This is a genomic window from Spongiactinospora sp. TRM90649 (assembly GCF_029382225.1).
GTDB lineage: Bacteria > Actinomycetota > Actinomycetes > Streptosporangiales > Streptosporangiaceae > Spongiactinospora.
On the sequence record NZ_JARLTC010000002.1, the window covers coordinates 559,357 to 576,314 of the forward strand.

At 68.4% G+C, this 16,958-nt stretch carries 15 protein-coding genes; 5 read left to right on the forward strand and 10 right to left on the reverse strand.

Features of this window, described 5'->3' with window-relative positions; all coding sequences use genetic code 11:
* Positions 1-10: 10 nt before the first annotated feature.
* The 8 genes from rplW to rpsL all read right to left on the reverse strand — a co-directional run bounded on the left by rplW (position 11) and on the right by rpsL (position 6,445).
* The gene (gene rplW / locus P3X83_RS02710; protein WP_277302856.1) at positions 11-313 is read right to left on the reverse strand and encodes a 50S ribosomal protein L23; all 303 of its coding nucleotides are present in this window, start codon (positions 311-313) and stop codon (positions 11-13) included.
* Positions 313-960 (reverse strand): 50S ribosomal protein L4, encoded by a 648-nt coding sequence (rplD, locus tag P3X83_RS02715; protein WP_277302857.1) that lies wholly within the window; start codon positions 958-960, stop codon positions 313-315. Before rplD ends, rplW begins: the two co-directional genes overlap by 1 nt.
* Positions 957-1,610, reverse strand: coding sequence for a 50S ribosomal protein L3 (gene rplC / locus P3X83_RS02720; protein ID WP_277302858.1), 654 nt, complete (start codon positions 1,608-1,610; stop codon positions 957-959). Before rplC ends, rplD begins: the two co-directional genes overlap by 4 nt.
* Before the next feature lie 14 nt (positions 1,611-1,624).
* The gene (gene rpsJ / locus P3X83_RS02725; protein WP_111166652.1) at positions 1,625-1,933 is read right to left on the reverse strand and encodes a 30S ribosomal protein S10; all 309 of its coding nucleotides are present in this window, start codon (positions 1,931-1,933) and stop codon (positions 1,625-1,627) included.
* A 234-nt stretch (positions 1,934-2,167) separates the two neighbouring features.
* Complete coding sequence (gene tuf / locus P3X83_RS02730; RefSeq protein WP_277302859.1) at positions 2,168-3,361, reverse strand: elongation factor Tu; 1,194 nt, start codon at positions 3,359-3,361, stop codon at positions 2,168-2,170.
* A 62-nt stretch (positions 3,362-3,423) separates the two neighbouring features.
* Entirely contained in the window at positions 3,424-5,523 is a 2,100-nt protein-coding gene (gene fusA / locus P3X83_RS02735; protein ID WP_277302860.1) for an elongation factor G, read from the reverse strand.
* Between the two features lie 75 nt (positions 5,524-5,598).
* Complete coding sequence (gene rpsG, locus P3X83_RS02740) at positions 5,599-6,069, reverse strand: 30S ribosomal protein S7 (protein WP_277302861.1); 471 nt, start codon at positions 6,067-6,069, stop codon at positions 5,599-5,601.
* 1 nt (position 6,070) lies between these two features.
* A complete protein-coding gene (gene rpsL / locus P3X83_RS02745) occupies positions 6,071-6,445 on the reverse strand; it encodes a 30S ribosomal protein S12 (protein ID WP_277302862.1) in 375 nt (124 codons plus the stop codon).
* Positions 6,446-6,969: 524 nt separating this feature from the next.
* On the opposite strand from rpsL, the gene P3X83_RS02750 reads away from it, so the two are divergent.
* From P3X83_RS02750 to P3X83_RS02770, 5 genes are all read left to right on the forward strand, one after another.
* The gene (locus tag P3X83_RS02750; RefSeq protein WP_277302863.1) at positions 6,970-7,629 is read left to right on the forward strand and encodes a DUF4352 domain-containing protein; all 660 of its coding nucleotides are present in this window, start codon (positions 6,970-6,972) and stop codon (positions 7,627-7,629) included.
* Positions 7,630-7,703: 74 nt separating this feature from the next.
* Positions 7,704-8,000: a hypothetical protein gene (locus P3X83_RS02755; protein ID WP_277302864.1), complete on the forward strand. Its 297-nt coding sequence runs from the start codon at positions 7,704-7,706 to the stop codon at positions 7,998-8,000.
* A gap of 78 nt (positions 8,001-8,078) precedes the next feature.
* Positions 8,079-8,789, forward strand: a complete 711-nt coding sequence (locus tag P3X83_RS02760) for an alpha/beta fold hydrolase (RefSeq protein WP_277302865.1) — start codon at positions 8,079-8,081, stop codon at positions 8,787-8,789.
* A 252-nt stretch (positions 8,790-9,041) separates the two neighbouring features.
* Positions 9,042-9,302, forward strand: coding sequence for a hypothetical protein (locus tag P3X83_RS02765; RefSeq protein ID WP_277302866.1), 261 nt, complete (start codon positions 9,042-9,044; stop codon positions 9,300-9,302).
* Positions 9,303-9,536: 234 nt separating this feature from the next.
* Positions 9,537-11,573: a M14 family zinc carboxypeptidase gene (locus P3X83_RS02770; protein ID WP_277302867.1), complete on the forward strand. Its 2,037-nt coding sequence runs from the start codon at positions 9,537-9,539 to the stop codon at positions 11,571-11,573.
* 594 nt (positions 11,574-12,167) lie between these two features.
* On the opposite strand, the gene P3X83_RS02775 is transcribed toward P3X83_RS02770, so the two are convergent.
* A complete protein-coding gene (locus tag P3X83_RS02775) occupies positions 12,168-12,680 on the reverse strand; it encodes a hypothetical protein (protein WP_277302868.1) in 513 nt (170 codons plus the stop codon).
* Between the two features lie 391 nt (positions 12,681-13,071).
* Positions 13,072-16,947: a DNA-directed RNA polymerase subunit beta' gene (locus P3X83_RS02780; RefSeq protein ID WP_277302869.1), complete on the reverse strand. Its 3,876-nt coding sequence runs from the start codon at positions 16,945-16,947 to the stop codon at positions 13,072-13,074.
* Positions 16,948-16,958 lie beyond the last annotated feature (11 nt).

A 16,958-nucleotide genomic window follows, 5' to 3' on the forward strand; every position in this document is an offset into this window, starting at 1 on the left:
GGACGGCGGTTCAGCCGACCTGGCCGAAGATGTCGATCCGGTCGTCTCCCGCCAGGCTCACGATCGCCCGCTTGGTGTCGGGACGCTTGCCGAAGCCCGCGCGGGTCCGCTTGCGCTTGCCCTGCCGGTTGATGGTGTTGACGCTGCTGACCTTGACGCCGAAGATCTGCTCGACAGCGATCTTGATCTGCGTCTTGTTCGCCGTCTTCTTCACCAGAAACGTGTACTTGTTGAACTCATCGATCAGGCCGTAGCTCTTCTCAGAGACGATCGGCTTGATGATGATGTCGCGCGGGTCGGCGACCTTCTCCATCAGGCGTCCTCCTGCCCGCTCTTGCCCAGCCGGGTGACGACCTGGTCGTACGCGGCCTGCGTGAAGACCACGTCGTCATTGACGAGCACGTCGTAGGTGTTGAGCTGCCCGGCGTCCAGCAGGTGGACCTCGGGAGCGTTACGCAGGCTCAGCCAGGTCAGCTCGTCGGCCTCGTCGAGGACGACCAGGACCGAACGGGCCTGCGTGATCTTGCGCAGCGCCTGCAGCGCCGCCTTGGTCTTGGGCGTCTCGCCGTCGACCAGGTCGCTCACTACGTGGACGCGGCCGAGCGAGGCGCGGTCGGACAGGGCGCCGCGCAGCGCGGCGGCCTTCATCCGCTTGGGGGTGCGCTGGGAGTAGTCACGCGGCACGGGGCCGTGGACCACGCCGCCACCGGCGAACTGCGGGGCGCGGGTCGAACCCTGACGGGCCCGGCCGGTGCCCTTCTGGCGGTACGGCTTCTTGCCGCCACCGCGGACCTCACCACGGCTCTTGGCCTTGTGGGTGCCCTGCCGGCGAGCGGCGAGCTGGGCCACGACCACCTGGTGGATCAGCGGGACGTTCACCTTGGCGCCGAAGATCTCCTCCGGCAGCTCCACCGTGCCGACCTTCGCACCGCCGCGGTCGAGGACGTCAACGGAACTCACTTGGCAGCCCCCTTCTTAACAGCGGTGCGAATGAGGACCAGGCTGCCGTTGGCGCCGGGGATCGCACCCTTGATCAGGATGAGGTTCTTCTCGGCGTCCACGGAGTGGACCTTCAGGCTCTGCACGGTGGTCCGGACGTTGCCCATCCGGCCCGCCATCCGCAGGCCCTTGAAGACGCGGCCGGGAGTGGCGCATCCGCCGATGGAGCCGGGCGAACGGTGCTTGCGCTGGGTGCCGTGCGAGGCGCCCAGGCCGCCGAAGCCGTGACGCTTCATGACGCCAGCGAAGCCCTTGCCCTTGCTCTTGCCCGTCACGTCGACGAACTGGCCGGCCTCGAAGGCGTCGGCGAGGACTTCCTGGCCGACGGTGTACTCGGTCGCGTCGTCCGTGCGGACCTCGGTGAAGTAGCGGCGCGGGGTGATGTCGTGCTTACGCAGGTAGTCACCCAGCGGCTTGTTGACCTTGCGCGGGTCGACCTGTCCGTAACCGAGCTGGATGGCGGAGTAGCCGTCCTTGTCCTGGGTGCGGACCCTGGTCACCACGCACGGACCGGCCTCGACGACGGTCACCGGTACGAGCCGGTTGTCCGCGTCGAAGACCTGGGTCATGCCGAGCTTCTTGCCCAGGACGCCCTTGATCTGCTTAGCCATGTCAGTGCGTTCCCTCAGTACTTGATCGAGATGTCGACGCCGGACGGGAGATCCAGTCGCATGAGCGCGTCGACGGTCTTCGCGGTCGGGTCGAAGATGTCGATCAGCCGCTTGTGCGTCCGCATCTCAAAGTGCTCGCGGCTGTCCTTGTACTTGTGCGGCGAGCGGATGACGCAGTACACGTTCTTCTCGGTCGGCAGCGGCACCGGGCCCGCGACCTTCGCGCCGGTCCGTGTCACCGTCTCGACGATCTTCTTGGCCGAGCTGTCAATGACCTCGTGGTCATAGGCCTTGAGCCGGATGCGGATCTTCTGTCCCGCCATAGTGGCCTCGGTGTCCTTCGCTGTCGTCCTGTAAAAGCATCGTGCGGCGATGCGCCGCCTTCGTTGGGCTCACCGCCCGATCCGTGATCTTGCAGGTGTTTCGATCGAGTCGAAACCGCTGCGAGATCACGGCCTTGTGCGGTGGCCGCGCGAGACGCCGGCCATACGGCCCGCCCCTCTCGTGGTTCGGCGGTCGGCCTCTTGTGGGAGGCCGACCGCCGCCCCGCGGTCGTTCTACTTGATGATCTTGATGACGTTACCGGCGCCGACGGTCCGGCCACCCTCACGAATCGCGAACTTGAGGCCGTCCTCCATCGCGATCGGCTGGATGAGCTGGACGACCATCTCGGTGTTGTCACCGGGCATGACCATCTCGGTGCCCTCGGGCAGCTGCACCACGCCGGTCACGTCCGTCGTCCGGAAGTAGAACTGCGGACGGTAGTTGTTGAAGAACGGCGTGTGGCGGCCACCCTCGTCCTTGGCCAGGATGTAGACCTGGGCCGTGAACTCGGTGTGCGGGGTCGTGGTGCCCGGCTTGATGACACACTGACCGCGCTCGACCTGGTCGCGCTTGATGCCGCGGAGCAGCAGCGCCGCGTTGTCGCCCGCGTGACCCTCGTCCAGCATCTTGTTGAACATCTCGATGCTGGTGACGGTCGTGGTGGTCTTCTCCTCCTGGATGCCGATGATGTCGACGGTCTCGTTGACCTTGACGACACCGCGCTCGATCCGGCCGGTGACGACGGTGCCACGACCGGTGATCGAGAAGACGTCCTCGATCGGCATCAGGAACGGCTTGTCGATGGCGCGCGGCGGCTCGGGAACGCTCTCGTCCACGGCGTCCATCAGCTCGACGATGGAGTCGGCCCACTTGGCGTCGCCCTCAAGCGCCTTGAGCGCCGAGACGCGGATCACGGGCAGGTCGTCGCCGGGGAACTCCTGAGCGGTCAGCAGCTCGCGGACCTCGAGCTCGACGAGCTCCAGGATCTCCTCGTCGTCCACCATGTCGGCCTTGTTCAGGGCGACCACGATGTACGGCACGCCGACCTGGCGGGCCAGGAGCACGTGCTCCTTGGTCTGCGGCATCGGGCCGTCGGTGGCGGCGACCACGAGGATCGCGCCGTCCATCTGCGCCGCACCGGTGATCATGTTCTTCACGTAGTCGGCGTGACCGGGACAGTCCACGTGGGCGTAGTGCCGCTTCTCGGTCTGGTATTCGACGTGCGCGATGGAGATGGTGATACCGCGAGCCTTCTCCTCGGGCGCCTTGTCGATCTTGTCGAACGGGGTCGCCTTGTTCAGCTCAGGGTAGCGCTCGTGGAGCACCTTGGTGATCGCCGCGGTCAGAGTGGTCTTGCCGTGGTCGATGTGCCCAATGGTGCCGATGTTCATGTGCGGCTTGGTCCGCTCGAACTTGGCCTTGGCCACTGCTCTGTCTCCTTAGAGATTCTGACTGACTTTCGTCTTCTCAACTCAGGCTAGGGGGAGTGCTACTCGCCCCGAACCTTCGCGACGATCTCCTGAGCGATGCCCGGAGGCACTTCCGCGTAGGAGTCGAACTGCATGCTGTAGACAGCCCGGCCCTGGGTCCTGCTGCGCAGGTCACCCACGTAACCGAACATCTCCGACAGCGGGACGAGGGCCTGGATGACCTTGGCCCCGGTCCGGTCTTCCATGGCCTGAATCTGCCCGCGGCGGCCGTTGAGGTCGCCGATGACATCGCCCATGTAGTCTTCCGGCGTCGTCACCTCGACCGACATGACCGGCTCAAGGAGCACGGCGCTCGCCTTGCGAGCGGCCTCCTTGAAGGCCATCGATCCGGCGATCTTGAACGCCATTTCCGAGGAGTCGACGTCGTGCGCCTGTCCGTCGGTCAGCGTCACCTTGACGCCCACCATCGGGTAGCCGGCCAGCACGCCGAACTCGGCGGCCTCCTGCGCGCCCGCGTCCACCGAAGGGATGTACTCCCTGGGGATGCGGCCACCGGTGACCTTGTTCGCGAACTCGTAACCGTCGTTGCCCTCGCCGAGCGGCTCAAGGTTGATGATCACCCGCGCGAACTGGCCGGAACCACCGGTCTGCTTCTTGTGGGTGTACTCGACCTTCTCCACCTTGCGGCGAATGGTCTCGCGGTAGGCCACCTGCGGACGACCGACGTTGGCCTCGACCTTGAACTCGCGGCGCATCCGGTCGACCAGGATCTCCAGGTGCAGCTCGCCCATGCCCCAGATGACCGTCTGACCGGTCTCCTCGTCGCGGCGGACCTGGAAGGACGGGTCCTCCTCGGCCAGGCGCTGGATGGCGGTGCTGAGCTTCTCCTGGTCGCCCTTGGTCTTGGGCTCGATGGCCACGTTGATGACCGGCGCCGGGAAGGTCATCGACTCCAGGACCACCTGGTCGCTGGGGTCGCTGAGCGTGTCGCCCGTGGTGGTGTCCTTCAGGCCCATGACGGCGACGATCTGCCCCGCGGTCGCGCTCGGCCGCTCCTCACGCTTGTTGGCGTGCATCTGGTAGATCTTGCCGATCCGCTCTTTCTTGCCCTTCCCGGAGTTGATCACCTGGGAACCGGCCTCGAGCGAGCCCGAGTAGATGCGGAGGTAGGTGAGCTTGCCCAGGTGGGGGTCGCTCATGATCTTGAAGGCCAGCGCGGCGAACGGCTCCTTGGGGTCCGCGTGCCGCTCGACGACCTGCTCCTCGTTGCCGACCGCATGGCCCTTGAAGGCCGGGATGTCGATCGGAGCGGGCAGGTAGGCGACGATGGCGTCGAGCAGCGGCTGCACGCCCTTGTTCTTGAACGCGGTGCCGGTCAGGACCGGGTTGACGGTGCCCGACAGCGTGGCGCGACGGATCGCCGCGACGAGCTGCTCCTCGGTCGGCTCGACGGCCTCCAGGTAGAGCTCCATCAACTCGTCGTCGTTCTCGGCGATGGTCTCGACCAGCTTGTCGCGCCACTCGCGAGCGGCGTCGACGTGGTCGGCCGGGATGTCGACGACGTCGTACATCTCGCCCTTCGCCGCCTCCTCGCTCCAGAGCAGGCCCTTCATCCGCACCAGGTCGATGACGCCGCGGAAGCCGGCCTCGACGCCCCAAGGGAGCTGGATGACCGCGGGAACCGCGCCCAGACGGGTGACCATCATGTCGACGCAGCGGTGGAACTCCGCACCCACGCGGTCCATCTTGTTCACGAAGCAGATGCGCGGAACGTTGTAGCGGTCGGCCTGACGCCACACCGTCTCCGACTGCGGCTCGACGCCGGCGACACCGTCGAACACCGCCACCGCGCCGTCGAGGACGCGAAGGTTGCGCTCGACCTCGATGGTGAAGTCGACGTGACCGGGAGTGTCGATGATGTTGATGGTGTTACCGGCCCACTCGCAGGTAGTCGCGGCAGACGTGATCGTGATGCCACGCTCCTGCTCCTGCTCCATCCAGTCCATCGTGGCGGCGCCGTCGTGGACCTCACCGATCTTGTAGTTGATGCCGGTGTAGAACAGGATGCGCTCGGTCGTCGTGGTCTTGCCCGCGTCAATATGGGCAATGATCCCAATATTGCGGACCTTGGCCAGGTCAAGAGCGGTCGTTGCGGCCACTTCTCTCGCGTCCTCGTCGTCTCGTCTCGTGCGGCCGGACCCAGGTGGGTGACACCCCGGCCCGGCCTGTGGGCACTACCAGCGGTAGTGGGCGAAGGCCTTGTTGGACTCGGCCATCTTGTGCGTGTCCTCGCGCCGCTTGACACTGGCGCCGAGGCCGTTGCTCGCGTCGAGCAGCTCGTTCATCAGCCGCTCGGTCATGGTCTTCTCGCGGCGGGCGCGGGAGTACTGCACCAGCCAGCGCAGCGCCAGCGTGGTGCTGCGCGCGGCGCGCACCTCCACCGGCACCTGGTAGGTGGCGCCACCGACTCGGCGGCTGCGCACCTCAAGAGTGGGCTTGACGTTGTCGAGCGCCCGCTTGAGGGTGACCACGGGGTCGTTGCCGGTCTTGTCCCGGCAGCCCTCCAGGGCGTTGTAGACGATGTGCTGGGCGAGCGAGCGCTTGCCGTTCAGCAGCACCTTGTTGATCAGTGCGGTCACCAGCGGGGAGCTGTAGACCGGGTCGGCCATGAGCTGGCGACGACCTGCGGGGCCCTTACGCGGCATCTCAGCTCTTCTCCCTCTTCGCGCCGTAGCGGCTGCGAGCCTGCTTGCGGTTGCGGACGCCCTGGGTGTCCAGCGAGCCGCGGATGATCTTGTAGCGAACACCCGGCAGGTCCTTCACACGGCCGCCGCGCACGAGCACGATCGAGTGCTCCTGCAGGTTGTGGCCGACGCCCGGGATATAGGCGGTCACCTCGATGCCGTTGGTGAGCCGCACACGAGCCACCTTCCGCAGGGCGGAGTTGGGCTTCTTCGGCGTGGTCGTGTAGACGCGCGTGCAAACACCCCGCCGCTGCGGGCTTCCCTTAAGAGCCGGGGTCTTGGTCTTACTGACCTTGTCCTGGCGGCCCTTGCGGACCAACTGCTGAATCGTGGGCACCGCGTCTCCGTTCGTGCAATCTGGCCGGTATCTCGGTTTCATGCATTGCTGCATTCGCAGGTACTGCCGGTGTCATGACCTGCTGTTCTACTGCTCTCGCCGACCCCCGCGCTCGGGCGTGTCGCGCTCTTGTCGCATCACGCACGGCCTAGACCGGGCTGTTGGGGAGAAGCCATGCCGCACCCGCCTGGACCCCTGGGCAGAGACCCACAGCGTCGAGCGCGCGCATGAGAGCCCATGTAGCCATGGGCACGAACGGATAGCCTACCCAGGCCCGCGCAGCACGTCAAAACGGCTGTCACGTGGGGCCTCGGCGCGGCGCGGCCGACGTGCTTTCCATGGTCCCCGGAAGACGCCGATCCCTCCGGCACGACGTCACCCATTCCGGACTCTCGCGGAATTATAGCGGCGTTCCGGCGTCGTTATCGCGCTTTGCCCTCGATCCGGGCCCATCCGCTTGCCGAAGGTAAACGTAACTGATCACTGGCGCGTCTCAGGTGCAGCCCCACTTCTCAGGAGGCACCATGTCCCACCCGCACCACCCGCGCGCCGTGCGCGACACCGGGCCGCAGGGCAGGAGCCCGGCGTACTGGCTCGTGGCGACAGGGGCTCCGATCCTGTTGTTGTTCGGCTGCACCGCCGTGGCCACCGGCGCTCTGCGCACCCCGCCGCGCGTGTTCGACCAGCGGGATCCGATCGAGGAGCTGTCGGCCGTCTACGACGCTCCCCCGGCCGCCGGCCGCGTCGCCCAGGTGCGGCAGGACACCCGGCCCGCGCGGCTCGGCGAGACGATCATGCTGCGCGGGTCCGGCGACGTGGAGATCACCGTCACCGCCAAGCGTGTCGTGAACACCGGGACACCCGCGAGCGACCTGCTCAGGCCCAAGTCCGGCCACCGCTACTACGCGGTCGAGCTGACCATCGGCACCAGGAGCAGCGTCCCGTACACCGGCGTCCCAGCGGACGGCGCCGTGGTGTCCGACGCCGACGGCAACCGGTACCCCGCCAGCGCCATCGGCGACGTCCGTGAAGGCGTCCCCCTCGGTTCGTTGAGCATCGCCCCCGGCGACAGCCGTAAGGGCCTGGTCGTCTTCGAGGTGCCGGAGAAGGCCCGGATATCCGCGCTCCAGCTCGGCCTCGACACCGGCTTCACCGACCAGCCCGCCGAGTGGCACTTCGGCTGACGGGTTTCATCCGCCCAGGAGGGGCAGAGGGCAGCCACACAGCCACACAGCCACACAGCATCGGGGGGAAGAACATGATGCGAACACTGCACAAGATGGGGATCCGGTCGGGGATCTTCTACTTCGCCGGAGTCGCCTCGGTCGGTCTCTCCTTCGCCGCGTGGCTGGCGTCCCGGCAGTTGGAGGACGCGGGCCTGGACAGGGCCGACCGCTGGGGGCTCTTCATCGGCGAGTGGGCACCCACGTTCTTCGCCATGGGAGTGGCGCTGCGCATCGAGGAGACCCACTGCCAGGAGAGCGGCGGCGTCCACGACATCGAGCACGAGCGTCATCGTCACCACGACCGGCAGGCGTCCATGGCCGGTGTGTGACCTCTGCGCGGTCCACGTGGGAGCGACCGTCTCCCACGTGGACACCATCGTCACCGCGCGGAGGGGCAGAATGACCACATGCCCTCCACGCCTTCGCCGGTCCTCCTGCACAGCCCGCTGGTAGGCCCGCTGACCTGGGAGGCGACGGCGATGTGCCTCCGGGAGGCGGGGCACGCAGCGGTCACCCCCTCACTGCTCGGCGCGCTGGAGGACGGCCCGCCGTACTACCCGGCGTTCGCACGCGCCGTCGCGGACGACTACCCGGGTGACGAGGACGGTCCTGTCGTCCTCATCGCGCACAGCGGGGCGGGGGCGCTGCTCCCGGCGGTCGCCGCGGCGCTCGGCGGCGCGGTGCGCGCCGCCGTCTTCGTGGACGCCGTGCTGCCCGCGCCCGGCGCCGACTGGTTCTCGACCGCTCCCGAGCACCTGCGCGGCCACCTGACCGCCCTCGTCCACGACGGACGGCTCCCGCCCTGGCACGAGTGGTTCCCGCCGGGAACGGTCGCCGCGCTGCTCCCCGACACCGCCCTCCGCGATCGGTTCATCGCCGAACTCCCCCGCCTGCCCGTCGCCTACCTGCGCGAGCCCGCCCCGCCCGAAGACCCCTCCTGGGGCCGAGTACGCCCCGCCTACATACGGCTGAGCGCCGCCTACGACTCCGAGGCCGACGAGGCCGCCCGCCTGGGCTGGCCCGTCCTGCGCGCCGACGCCGACCACCTGGCCATGCTCACCCGCCCCGAGACGGTCGCCACACTGATCGCTCAGGCGATCCGGCGAACGACGGTGTAAGAAGCGGGGCTCTCCGCTCACTTCCCTTCACTGGCGCATCCAAGGAAGGGAGGAACGCACGCATGGAGGAACCCGTTCCAAGGGACCGATTCACCGCCCTGTACGACTCCTGCTACGCGAACGTCTACGCGTACGCGGTCAGCCGTGCCGGGCGCGGGCTCGCCGAGGAGGTGGCGAGCGAGACGTTCTGCGTCGCCTGGCGCCGGATAGACGACGTTCCCGGCGACGTTCCGGGCGGGCCTGTTCCGGCTCATGGCCGACCTGCCCGCCGTCCGCTCGCTCGGTGCGACACGCGACCCACTGGGCCGCGACGCGGTCGGCGTGGCCTTGCGGAGCTGCGACAACGGCTACGCGTCCGAGACCCGGGCGCTGTTCGGCCGCACCGGCGGCAGGCTGCTCGCGGTGCTGCGGGCCACCGGCGACTCCGGCTGCCAGAAGGTCTCCCCCATCGCCTGGACCGCCATGCTGGGCTCCGGCTGGACCGACGCGAAGCCGGTGCTTCCGCGCCGCTGAATTTCCGGCGACAACATTTGAGCGGCCGCTCAGGTAATACCGGTAAAAGGCAGGGAAACGGCCACGTGGAGTGGCCGGCGAATTGCACCGCTGACGCGGCGCCGCCGGTCACACCACGTTGACATGTGCCAATACCGCTGGGTCGTTTTCGCGACTTTTCTTGTTGGCCGGGTCTTGCCCGTTCCGTCAAGTCGGCTTTGAATGATCTCCATAGCGGTGATCCAGGAGGAGCCGATGCGTGTATTGCGGGCGTCCGCAGTAGTACTGACGATCGTTTTGGCCACATTTCCGGCCGCCGGGCCCTCGTTGCCGGCGGTCGCCGGCCCGACCGACCCGGAGCCGGTCTCCCTTGTGACGCTGTCCGTGCCCGACCAGGCCGCGATGGAACGGCTGGTGGCCACGGGAGCCGACCTCACCGAACGAGTCCGTCCCCAGGCTGACGGCAGCGTCCAGGTGGACGCCGTCGTCACCGACAGCCAGCTCGCCGCCTACAGGCCGCTCGGCGCGACACTCGCGCCCAAGGCGGCCCCCCAGGCCAAGCGGGCCCCCACGGCGGGGGCCGCGCAGGATCAGATCGTGATCGAGCGGGCCGTCTGGTTCAAGTCCCGGGCGGGCTACTTCCTGTCCGTCGAAGCGTCCAGCAGCGCGGGAGGCGAGGCCGCGCTCAGCGTGTCGTGGAAGGGCAAGCGCGGCACGAGCGGACAGGCGCCGCTGGTCCCGTACGTGGACGTCGGGTCCTACCTCGGCCACCAGTTCTCCACCCCGGTCCCCGCCACGGAACAGCCGCAGTGGGTGACCGTCACCTCGGCGACCGGCGGCAAGGCCGACGCCAAGGTCTCCGAGTGGCCGGACGGCGAGCGCCCCGACCGCAACCGCCCCGGCTACCAGAAGGACTTCATCACCCAGTACATGCCCCCCGCGCAGCTCAACCAGCGGGTCAAGGACCTGCACAAGCGCTATCCCAAGCTGACCGACATCATCACGCTGCCCAACCGCACCAACGGCTACCGGCGGCACGCCCAGGCCGTGATCGGCACCCCGCCCGGCGCGGCCATCGTGGCTACCTCCAACGCCTACGGCTCCGAGGGCGGCAACGACCTGGGCGTCGAACTGGTCGATCCCGGCGCGGCCGACCGTCCGCTGCGGGTCACCGTGAACGGCAAGCAGGTCAGCGTCAGCCTGGCCACCGACGCGTCCGGTAAGCCGGTCAGCACAGCCGCCCAGGCCGCCGCCGCGATCAACGCCACGGCGGGCAGCCCCGTGCGGGCCTCGGTCTACCAGAACGACCCCGGCCAGGGCGTACTCGCCCCCGTGCCGCTCACCCAGCTCACCGACTCCCTCAAGGCCCCCGCCGACGTGTCCCGCGCCCCCGCGCGGGTGCTGGCGCTGCGCGTCGGCGTCCACCGGGACGGCTCGCGCCCCGGCGTGCTCGCCTACGCCCAGGAGCACGCGCGGGAATGGGTGACGCCGCTGGTCACCATCGAGACCGCCGAGCGGCTGCTGCGCAACTACGACCGTGACCCGGCGACGCGGAAGCTGCTGCGCCGCACGGACATCTTCATCGTGCCGACGGTCAACCCCGACGGCGCGAACTACAGCTTCTACGACTTCAACTTCCAGCGGAAGAACATGACCAACCACTGCCCCGCCGCGCAGGCCGACCCGGCCCGCCGCGACTCCTGGGGCGTGGACATCAACCGCAACTACGCGGTCGGGTCGCTGTTCGACGGCTACTTCGGCGCGTCGACCAACTGCCTGAGCGGGACGTTCGCCGGTCCCGCCGAGCACTCCGAACCCGAGAGCCGCAACGTGATCTGGCTGGCCAAGACGTACCGGAACATCAAGTTCGCGATGAACGTGCACAGCTACGGCGGCTACTTCATGTGGCCTCCCGGCGCGTACAAGCTCGAAGGCCGCGTTCCGCTGCCCCGGCCGTCCAAGGAGCAGGAGGCGTACTTCCTGCGCTCGGCCCGCACCATCGAGCAGGCCATCGCCGCCGAACGCGGCACGGTCACCTGGCCGCAGCAGACCGGCCCGGTGACCGACGTGCTCTACTCGGCGGCGGGCAACTCGGCGGACGAGCTCTGGTACGACTACGGGATCTTCGGCTGGGACTTCGAGGTCGGCAACGACATCTGGAACCCGGAGACCAAGCAGTGGGAGGGCGTCGGCTTCCAGCCGCCGTTCGAGGAGGGCCACCAGGAGGCGCTTGAGTTCGCCTCCGGCCTGATCTCGCTCATCGGCGTCGCCGCCGACTACCGCGAGCCCTGATCAGCGATGATCCTCTGAACGACAGCGGGCGGGCCGCAGGGAAATCCCCCTGCGGCCCGCTCGGCTCGTCAGGTGACGCCTGACGGATTAGAAAAGCCCTCGCTTCGCTCGGACGATCTTTCCCGGGTCGGGCTTCGCCCGACAGTGGTTGCGCCCCGGACTCCAACGCTTCGCGAGCGCGGCCGCTTCCCGCCGTTACGGCACCCCGTGCTGTGCGCCCGGCTCGGCTCGGGGCGGGTCACCGCGATCGATGTGGACCCCTACCTCAACGCCACGGCGCTGGCCGTCCAACTCGGCATCCTGGTCCGCTTGGGTGCCGCCTGACTCCTCGGCGGGGCGCACACGCCCCTTCCCGGCCACTCCCCGCCGAGGACCAACCGTCGTGGCCGCGTCCCGGCCCTGCGAGACCGCCGCACATGGCAGTGGTCCCGCACCCGTGGGAGATCGGAAGCCCGGCGGGGCGCGCGCCTGGTTCAGCGCCGCCGGGGCCTGCCTGAGCAACTCGACGAGGCAGAACCGCTGCGGCGGAGGAAGCCCGTGGACGCCGATGAGGACGCGCCGCGCGGGATCACGAGCCGGACGACGGTCCCGGGGTCAGTGGCCGGGGGCCGCCAGGCAACCACCGTCATTAATGAACCCGCCCACCTCCACCTTCGACTCACGCTCGTCGTAGAAGCCGGTCAGGCATCCTCCCGGCAGCGCGATCGCGAACTCCACAGCGGAGCGCGCACCGCCCGCCCTCATGATCACGTGCGTTCCCTCCGGGGCGACCGCTCGGACCGCCTTGGCGACGTGGGCCTCGCCGTGCAGTTCCCGCTCGCGTAGGCCGGCGAATCGGCCCCGCAGAGCCTCGGCCACCGGCTCGGCCGCCGCGGCCGTCTCCGGAGAGAGCGTGTGGCGCTGGCGGTATGCCCTGTTGCCCGCGTGCTTCTGCTCCCAGGAGGGCATCGTCACGCAAGGGCCGGGCGCTGGCGAATCCGCGGCTTCCGGGCAGGGGAGCAGCGCCGATGGCGACGCCGACGGCCCGGCTCCCTGCGCCCCCACCAGGCCACAGCCGTTCAGGACGGCCAGCAGCAGCACGGCGACAAGGGCCATCAAGATCCTCATGCCTCCACAGTCGGGCAAGGCGAGCCGGGACACAAGTGAACGGGCGGTGGCGCCTGACCGCCGGACTCGCCCAACGAGCGTGGCGAGGGCCAGGGGGTGGACGGCACCGCCGTCCGGACCATCCCTGATGGACGATCGTCGATCATCGTGATGACTGGCAGGCGGGCTACAAAGATCGTTGATCGCGGCATCCGGTACCCAAGTGATGGACCTGCGGCGACAGCGTCGGGCGGAGCCCGACCCCGGAAAGAACGTCCGAGCGCAGCGAGGGCCTTGCGACGGGAAACGGCGCGGGGCGGGGGTCGTCGAGATGGGGAAGGACGGAGAACGGCCGCCCCGCGCTTTCGTGCGGGGCGGCCGTTGGTTGTTCGACTGGCTTCGACTGGGTCGGTCAGCGGTTGTACTGGCCGAAGTCGTACTCCTCCAGCGGGACGGCTTCGCCGCTGCCCGTGCCGAAGGTGTAGTCGGCCGCGCTGCCGTCGTAGCCGCCGACCGTGTACATCGCGGCCTTGGCCTCTTCGGTGGGCTCGACCCGGATGTTGCGGTACTGGGGCATGCCCGTACCGGCCGGGATGAGCTTACCGATGATGACGTTCTCCTTCAGGCCGAGCAGGGAGTCGGACTTGGCGTGGATCGCCGCGTCCGTGAGGACCCTGGTCGTCTCCTGGAAGGAGGCCGCCGACAGCCACGACTCGGTGGCCAGCGACGCCTTGGTGATGCCCATGAGCACCGGACGGCCGGAGGCCGGCTGTCCCTGCTCGGCGACGCACTCGCGGTTCATCGCCTCGAAGCGCGGACGCTCGACCAGTTCGCCGGGCAGGAGGTCGGTGTCGCCCGACTCCAGCACGTTGACCCGCTTGAGCATCTGCCGGACGATGATCTCGATGTGCTTGTCGTGGATCGACACACCCTGCGACCGGTAGACCTGCTGGACCTCCGCCACGAGGTGGAGCTGCACGGCGCGCGGGCCGAGGATGCGCAGCACCTCGTTGGGGTTGATCGCACCGGCCACCAGCTTGTCGCCGACCTCTACCCGCTGGCCGTCGGAGACCTGGAGCCGCGAGCGCATCGACACCGGATAGGCGACCTCTTCCGAGCCGTCGTCCGGGGTGATCACGATCTTGCGGGTCTTGTCGGTCTCGTCGATCCGGACCCGGCCGCTGACCTCGGTGATCGGGGCGACACCCTTGGGGATGCGCGCCTCGAACAGCTCGGTCACACGCGGCAGGCCGTGGGTGATGTCGGCGCCCGCCACACCACCGGTGTGGAAGGTCCGCATGGTGAGCTGGGTGCCCGGCTCGCCGATGGACTGGGCGGCGATGATGCCGACGGCCTCGCCGACGTCCACGAGCTTGCCGGTGGCCAGCGAACGGCCGTAGCAGGTCGCGCAGACACCGATCTTCGCCTCGCACACCAGCGCGCTGCGGGTGCGCACGGTCTCCACACCCGCCGCCACGAGGGCGTCCACGGTGATGTCGTTGATGTCGACACCGCCGGCGGCGACGATCTTGCCGTCCACCTCGACGTCCTCGGCCAGGATGCGGCCGTGCACGTTGGTCTCGGCGTTCTCGGCCCTGACCAGGTTGCCCGCCGAGTCGCGCTCGGCGACGTGCAGCGGGACGGTGCGGTCGGTGCCGCAGTCCACGTCGCGGACGATGACGTCCTGGGCGACGTCGACCAGACGCCGGGTCAGGTAGCCGGAGTCTGCGGTCCGCAGCGCGGTGTCCGCCAGACCCTTCCGCTGGCCGTGGGTGGAGATGAAGTACTCCAGCACCGACAGGCCCTCGCGGAAGGAGGACTTGATCGGACGCGGGATCGTCTCACCCTTGGTGTTGGACACCAGGCCGCGGATACCGGCGATCTGCCGGACCTGCATCTTGTTACCACGGGCGCCGGAGTTGACCATCATCCAGACCGAGTTGGTGTCCGGGAAGGCGTTCACCAGGTCGGTCTCGACGTCGGTGGTGGCGTGGGTCCAGATCTCGATGAGCTCCTGACGGCGCTCCTCGTCGGTGATCAGACCACGCTCGTACTCGCGCTGGACCTTCTCGGCCCGGCGCTCGTAGTCCTCCATGATGGTCGCCTTGTTCGGCGGGGCCACCACGTCGTCGATGGAGATGGTGACGCCCGCGCGGGTCGCCCAGTGGAAGCCGGCGTCCTTGAGGGCGTCGAGCGCGGTGGCCACCTCGACCTTGGGGTAGCTCTCGGCCAGCTCGTTGACGATCGCGGAGAGCTGCTTCTTGCCGACCTGGTAGTTCACGAACGGCAGGTCTGCGGGCAGCGTCTCGTTGAACAGGCAACGGCCCAGAGTGGTGGTCAGGCGAACGAAGTCGCCCGGCTCCCAGCCCTCCGGCGCGCTCCAGCCGCGCGGCGGCGCGACCTCCTTGAAGCGGACGTTGATCTCGGCCTGGATGTCCAGCTCACGCCGGTCGTAGGCCATCAGCGCCTCGCTGACCGAGCCGAAGGTACGGCCCGCGCCCTGCGCGTCGTCCTTCTGCGTGGTCAGCCAGTACAGCCCGATGACCATGTCCTGGGTGGGCATCGTCACCGGCTTGCCGTCGGCCGGCTTGAGGATGTTGTTGGTGGACAGCATCAGGATGCGGGCCTCGGCCTGCGCCTCGGCCGACAGCGGCAGGTGGACGGCCATCTGGTCACCGTCGAAGTCCGCGTTGAACGCGGTGCAGACGAGCGGGTGGATCTGGATGGCCTTGCCCTCGACGAGCTGCGGCTCGAACGCCTGGATGCCCAGGCGGTGCAGGGTCGGCGCACGGTTGAGCAGCACCGGGTGCTCGGTGATGACCTCTTCGAGGACGTCCCACACGACGGCGCGGGCGCGCTCGACCATCCGCTTGGCCGACTTGATGTTCTGCGCGTGGTTCAGGTCGACCAGGCGCTTCATCACGAACGGCTTGAACAGCTCCAGCGCCATCTGCTTGGGCAGGCCGCACTGGTGCAGCTTGAGCTGCGGGCCGACGACGATCACGGAACGACCGGAGTAGTCGACTCGCTTGCCCAGCAGGTTCTGGCGGAACCGGCCCTGCTTGCCCTTCAGCATGTCGGACAGCGACTTCAGCGGCCGGTTGCCGGGGCCGGTGACCGGGCGTCCGCGACGGCCGTTGTCGAACAGCGCGTCCACGGCCTCCTGGAGCATCCGCTTCTCGTTGTTCACGATGATCTCGGGCGCGCCGAGGTCGAGCAGACGCTTGAGGCGGTTGTTCCGGTTGATGACCCGGCGGTACAGGTCGTTGAGGTCGGACGTGGCGAACCGGCCACCGTCGAGCTGCACCATGGGGCGCAGGTCCGGCGGGATCACCGGGATGCAGTCCAGCACCATGCCGTTGGGCGAGTTGCGGGTGTTGAGGAACGCCGAGACGACCTTGAGCCGCTTGAGCGCGCGGGCCTTCTTCTGCCCCTTGCCGCTGCGGATGGTCTCGCGGAGGTTCTCCGCCTCGGCGTCGAGGTCGAAGTTGACCAGCCGCTCCTGGATGGCCTGAGCGCCCATGCCGCCGCGGAAGTAGCGGCCGAAGCGGTCGCGCATCTCGCGGTAGAGGAGCTCGTCGCCCTCAAGGTCCTGGACCTTGAGGTTCTTGAAGCGGCTCCAGACCTCGTCGAGCCGGTCGAGTTCGCGCTGCGCGCGGTCGCGGAGCTGACGCATCTCGCGGTCGGCGCCCTCGCGGACCTTGCGGCGCTGGTCGCCCTTGGCCCCGGCCGCCTCAAGCTCCGCCAGGTCGGCTTCGAGCTTCTTCTGGCGGCCTTCGACGTCGGCGTCACGGCGCTGCTCGATGTGCTGCCGCTCCACGGAGATCTTGGCCTCCAGGGACGGCAGGTCGCGGTCACGTGTCTCGGTGTCGACCTGCGTGATCATGTAGGCCGCGAAGTAGATGACCTTCTCCAGGTCCTTCGGGGCCAGGTCGAGCAGGTAGCCGAGGCGGGACGGCACGCCCTTGAAGTACCAGATGTGCGTGACCGGAGCGGCCAGCTCGATGTGACCCATCCGCTCACGGCGCACCTTGGCACGGGTCACCTCGACGCCGCAGCGCTCACAGATGATGCCCTTGAACCGGACGCGCTTGTACTTGCCGCAGTAGCACTCCCAGTCGCGAGTAGGACCGAAGATCTTCTCGCAGAAGAGGCCGTCCTTCTCCGGCTTGAGGGTCCGGTAGTTGATCGTCTCCGGCTTCTTCACCTCACCGTGCGACCACTGGCGGATGTCGTCAGCGGTGGCGAGGCCAATTCGCAGCTCGTCGAAGAAATTGACGTCGAGCATTGTCATACCCC

What these genes read in the sequence shown, in the direction of transcription:
- rplC (WP_277302858.1), bottom strand. Translation starts at nt 1,610, where the DNA reads ATGGCTAAGCAGATCAAGGGCGTCCTGGGCAAGAAGCTCGGCATGACC.
- rplW (WP_277302856.1), bottom strand. Translation starts at nt 313, where the DNA reads ATGGAGAAGGTCGCCGACCCGCGCGACATCATCATCAAGCCGATCGTC.
- P3X83_RS02780 (WP_277302869.1), bottom strand. Translation starts at nt 16,947, where the DNA reads ATGCTCGACGTCAATTTCTTCGACGAGCTGCGAATTGGCCTCGCCACC.
- P3X83_RS02760 (WP_277302865.1), top strand. Translation starts at nt 8,079, where the DNA reads ATGCCCTCCACGCCTTCGCCGGTCCTCCTGCACAGCCCGCTGGTAGGC.
- P3X83_RS02775 (WP_277302868.1), bottom strand. Translation starts at nt 12,680, where the DNA reads ATGAGGATCTTGATGGCCCTTGTCGCCGTGCTGCTGCTGGCCGTCCTG.
- P3X83_RS02755 (WP_277302864.1), top strand. Translation starts at nt 7,704, where the DNA reads ATGATGCGAACACTGCACAAGATGGGGATCCGGTCGGGGATCTTCTAC.
- P3X83_RS02765 (WP_277302866.1), top strand. Translation starts at nt 9,042, where the DNA reads ATGGCCGACCTGCCCGCCGTCCGCTCGCTCGGTGCGACACGCGACCCA.
- rpsJ (WP_111166652.1), bottom strand. Translation starts at nt 1,933, where the DNA reads ATGGCGGGACAGAAGATCCGCATCCGGCTCAAGGCCTATGACCACGAG.
- P3X83_RS02750 (WP_277302863.1), top strand. Translation starts at nt 6,970, where the DNA reads ATGTCCCACCCGCACCACCCGCGCGCCGTGCGCGACACCGGGCCGCAG.
- rpsG (WP_277302861.1), bottom strand. Translation starts at nt 6,069, where the DNA reads ATGCCGCGTAAGGGCCCCGCAGGTCGTCGCCAGCTCATGGCCGACCCG.
- P3X83_RS02770 (WP_277302867.1), top strand. Translation starts at nt 9,537, where the DNA reads ATGCGTGTATTGCGGGCGTCCGCAGTAGTACTGACGATCGTTTTGGCC.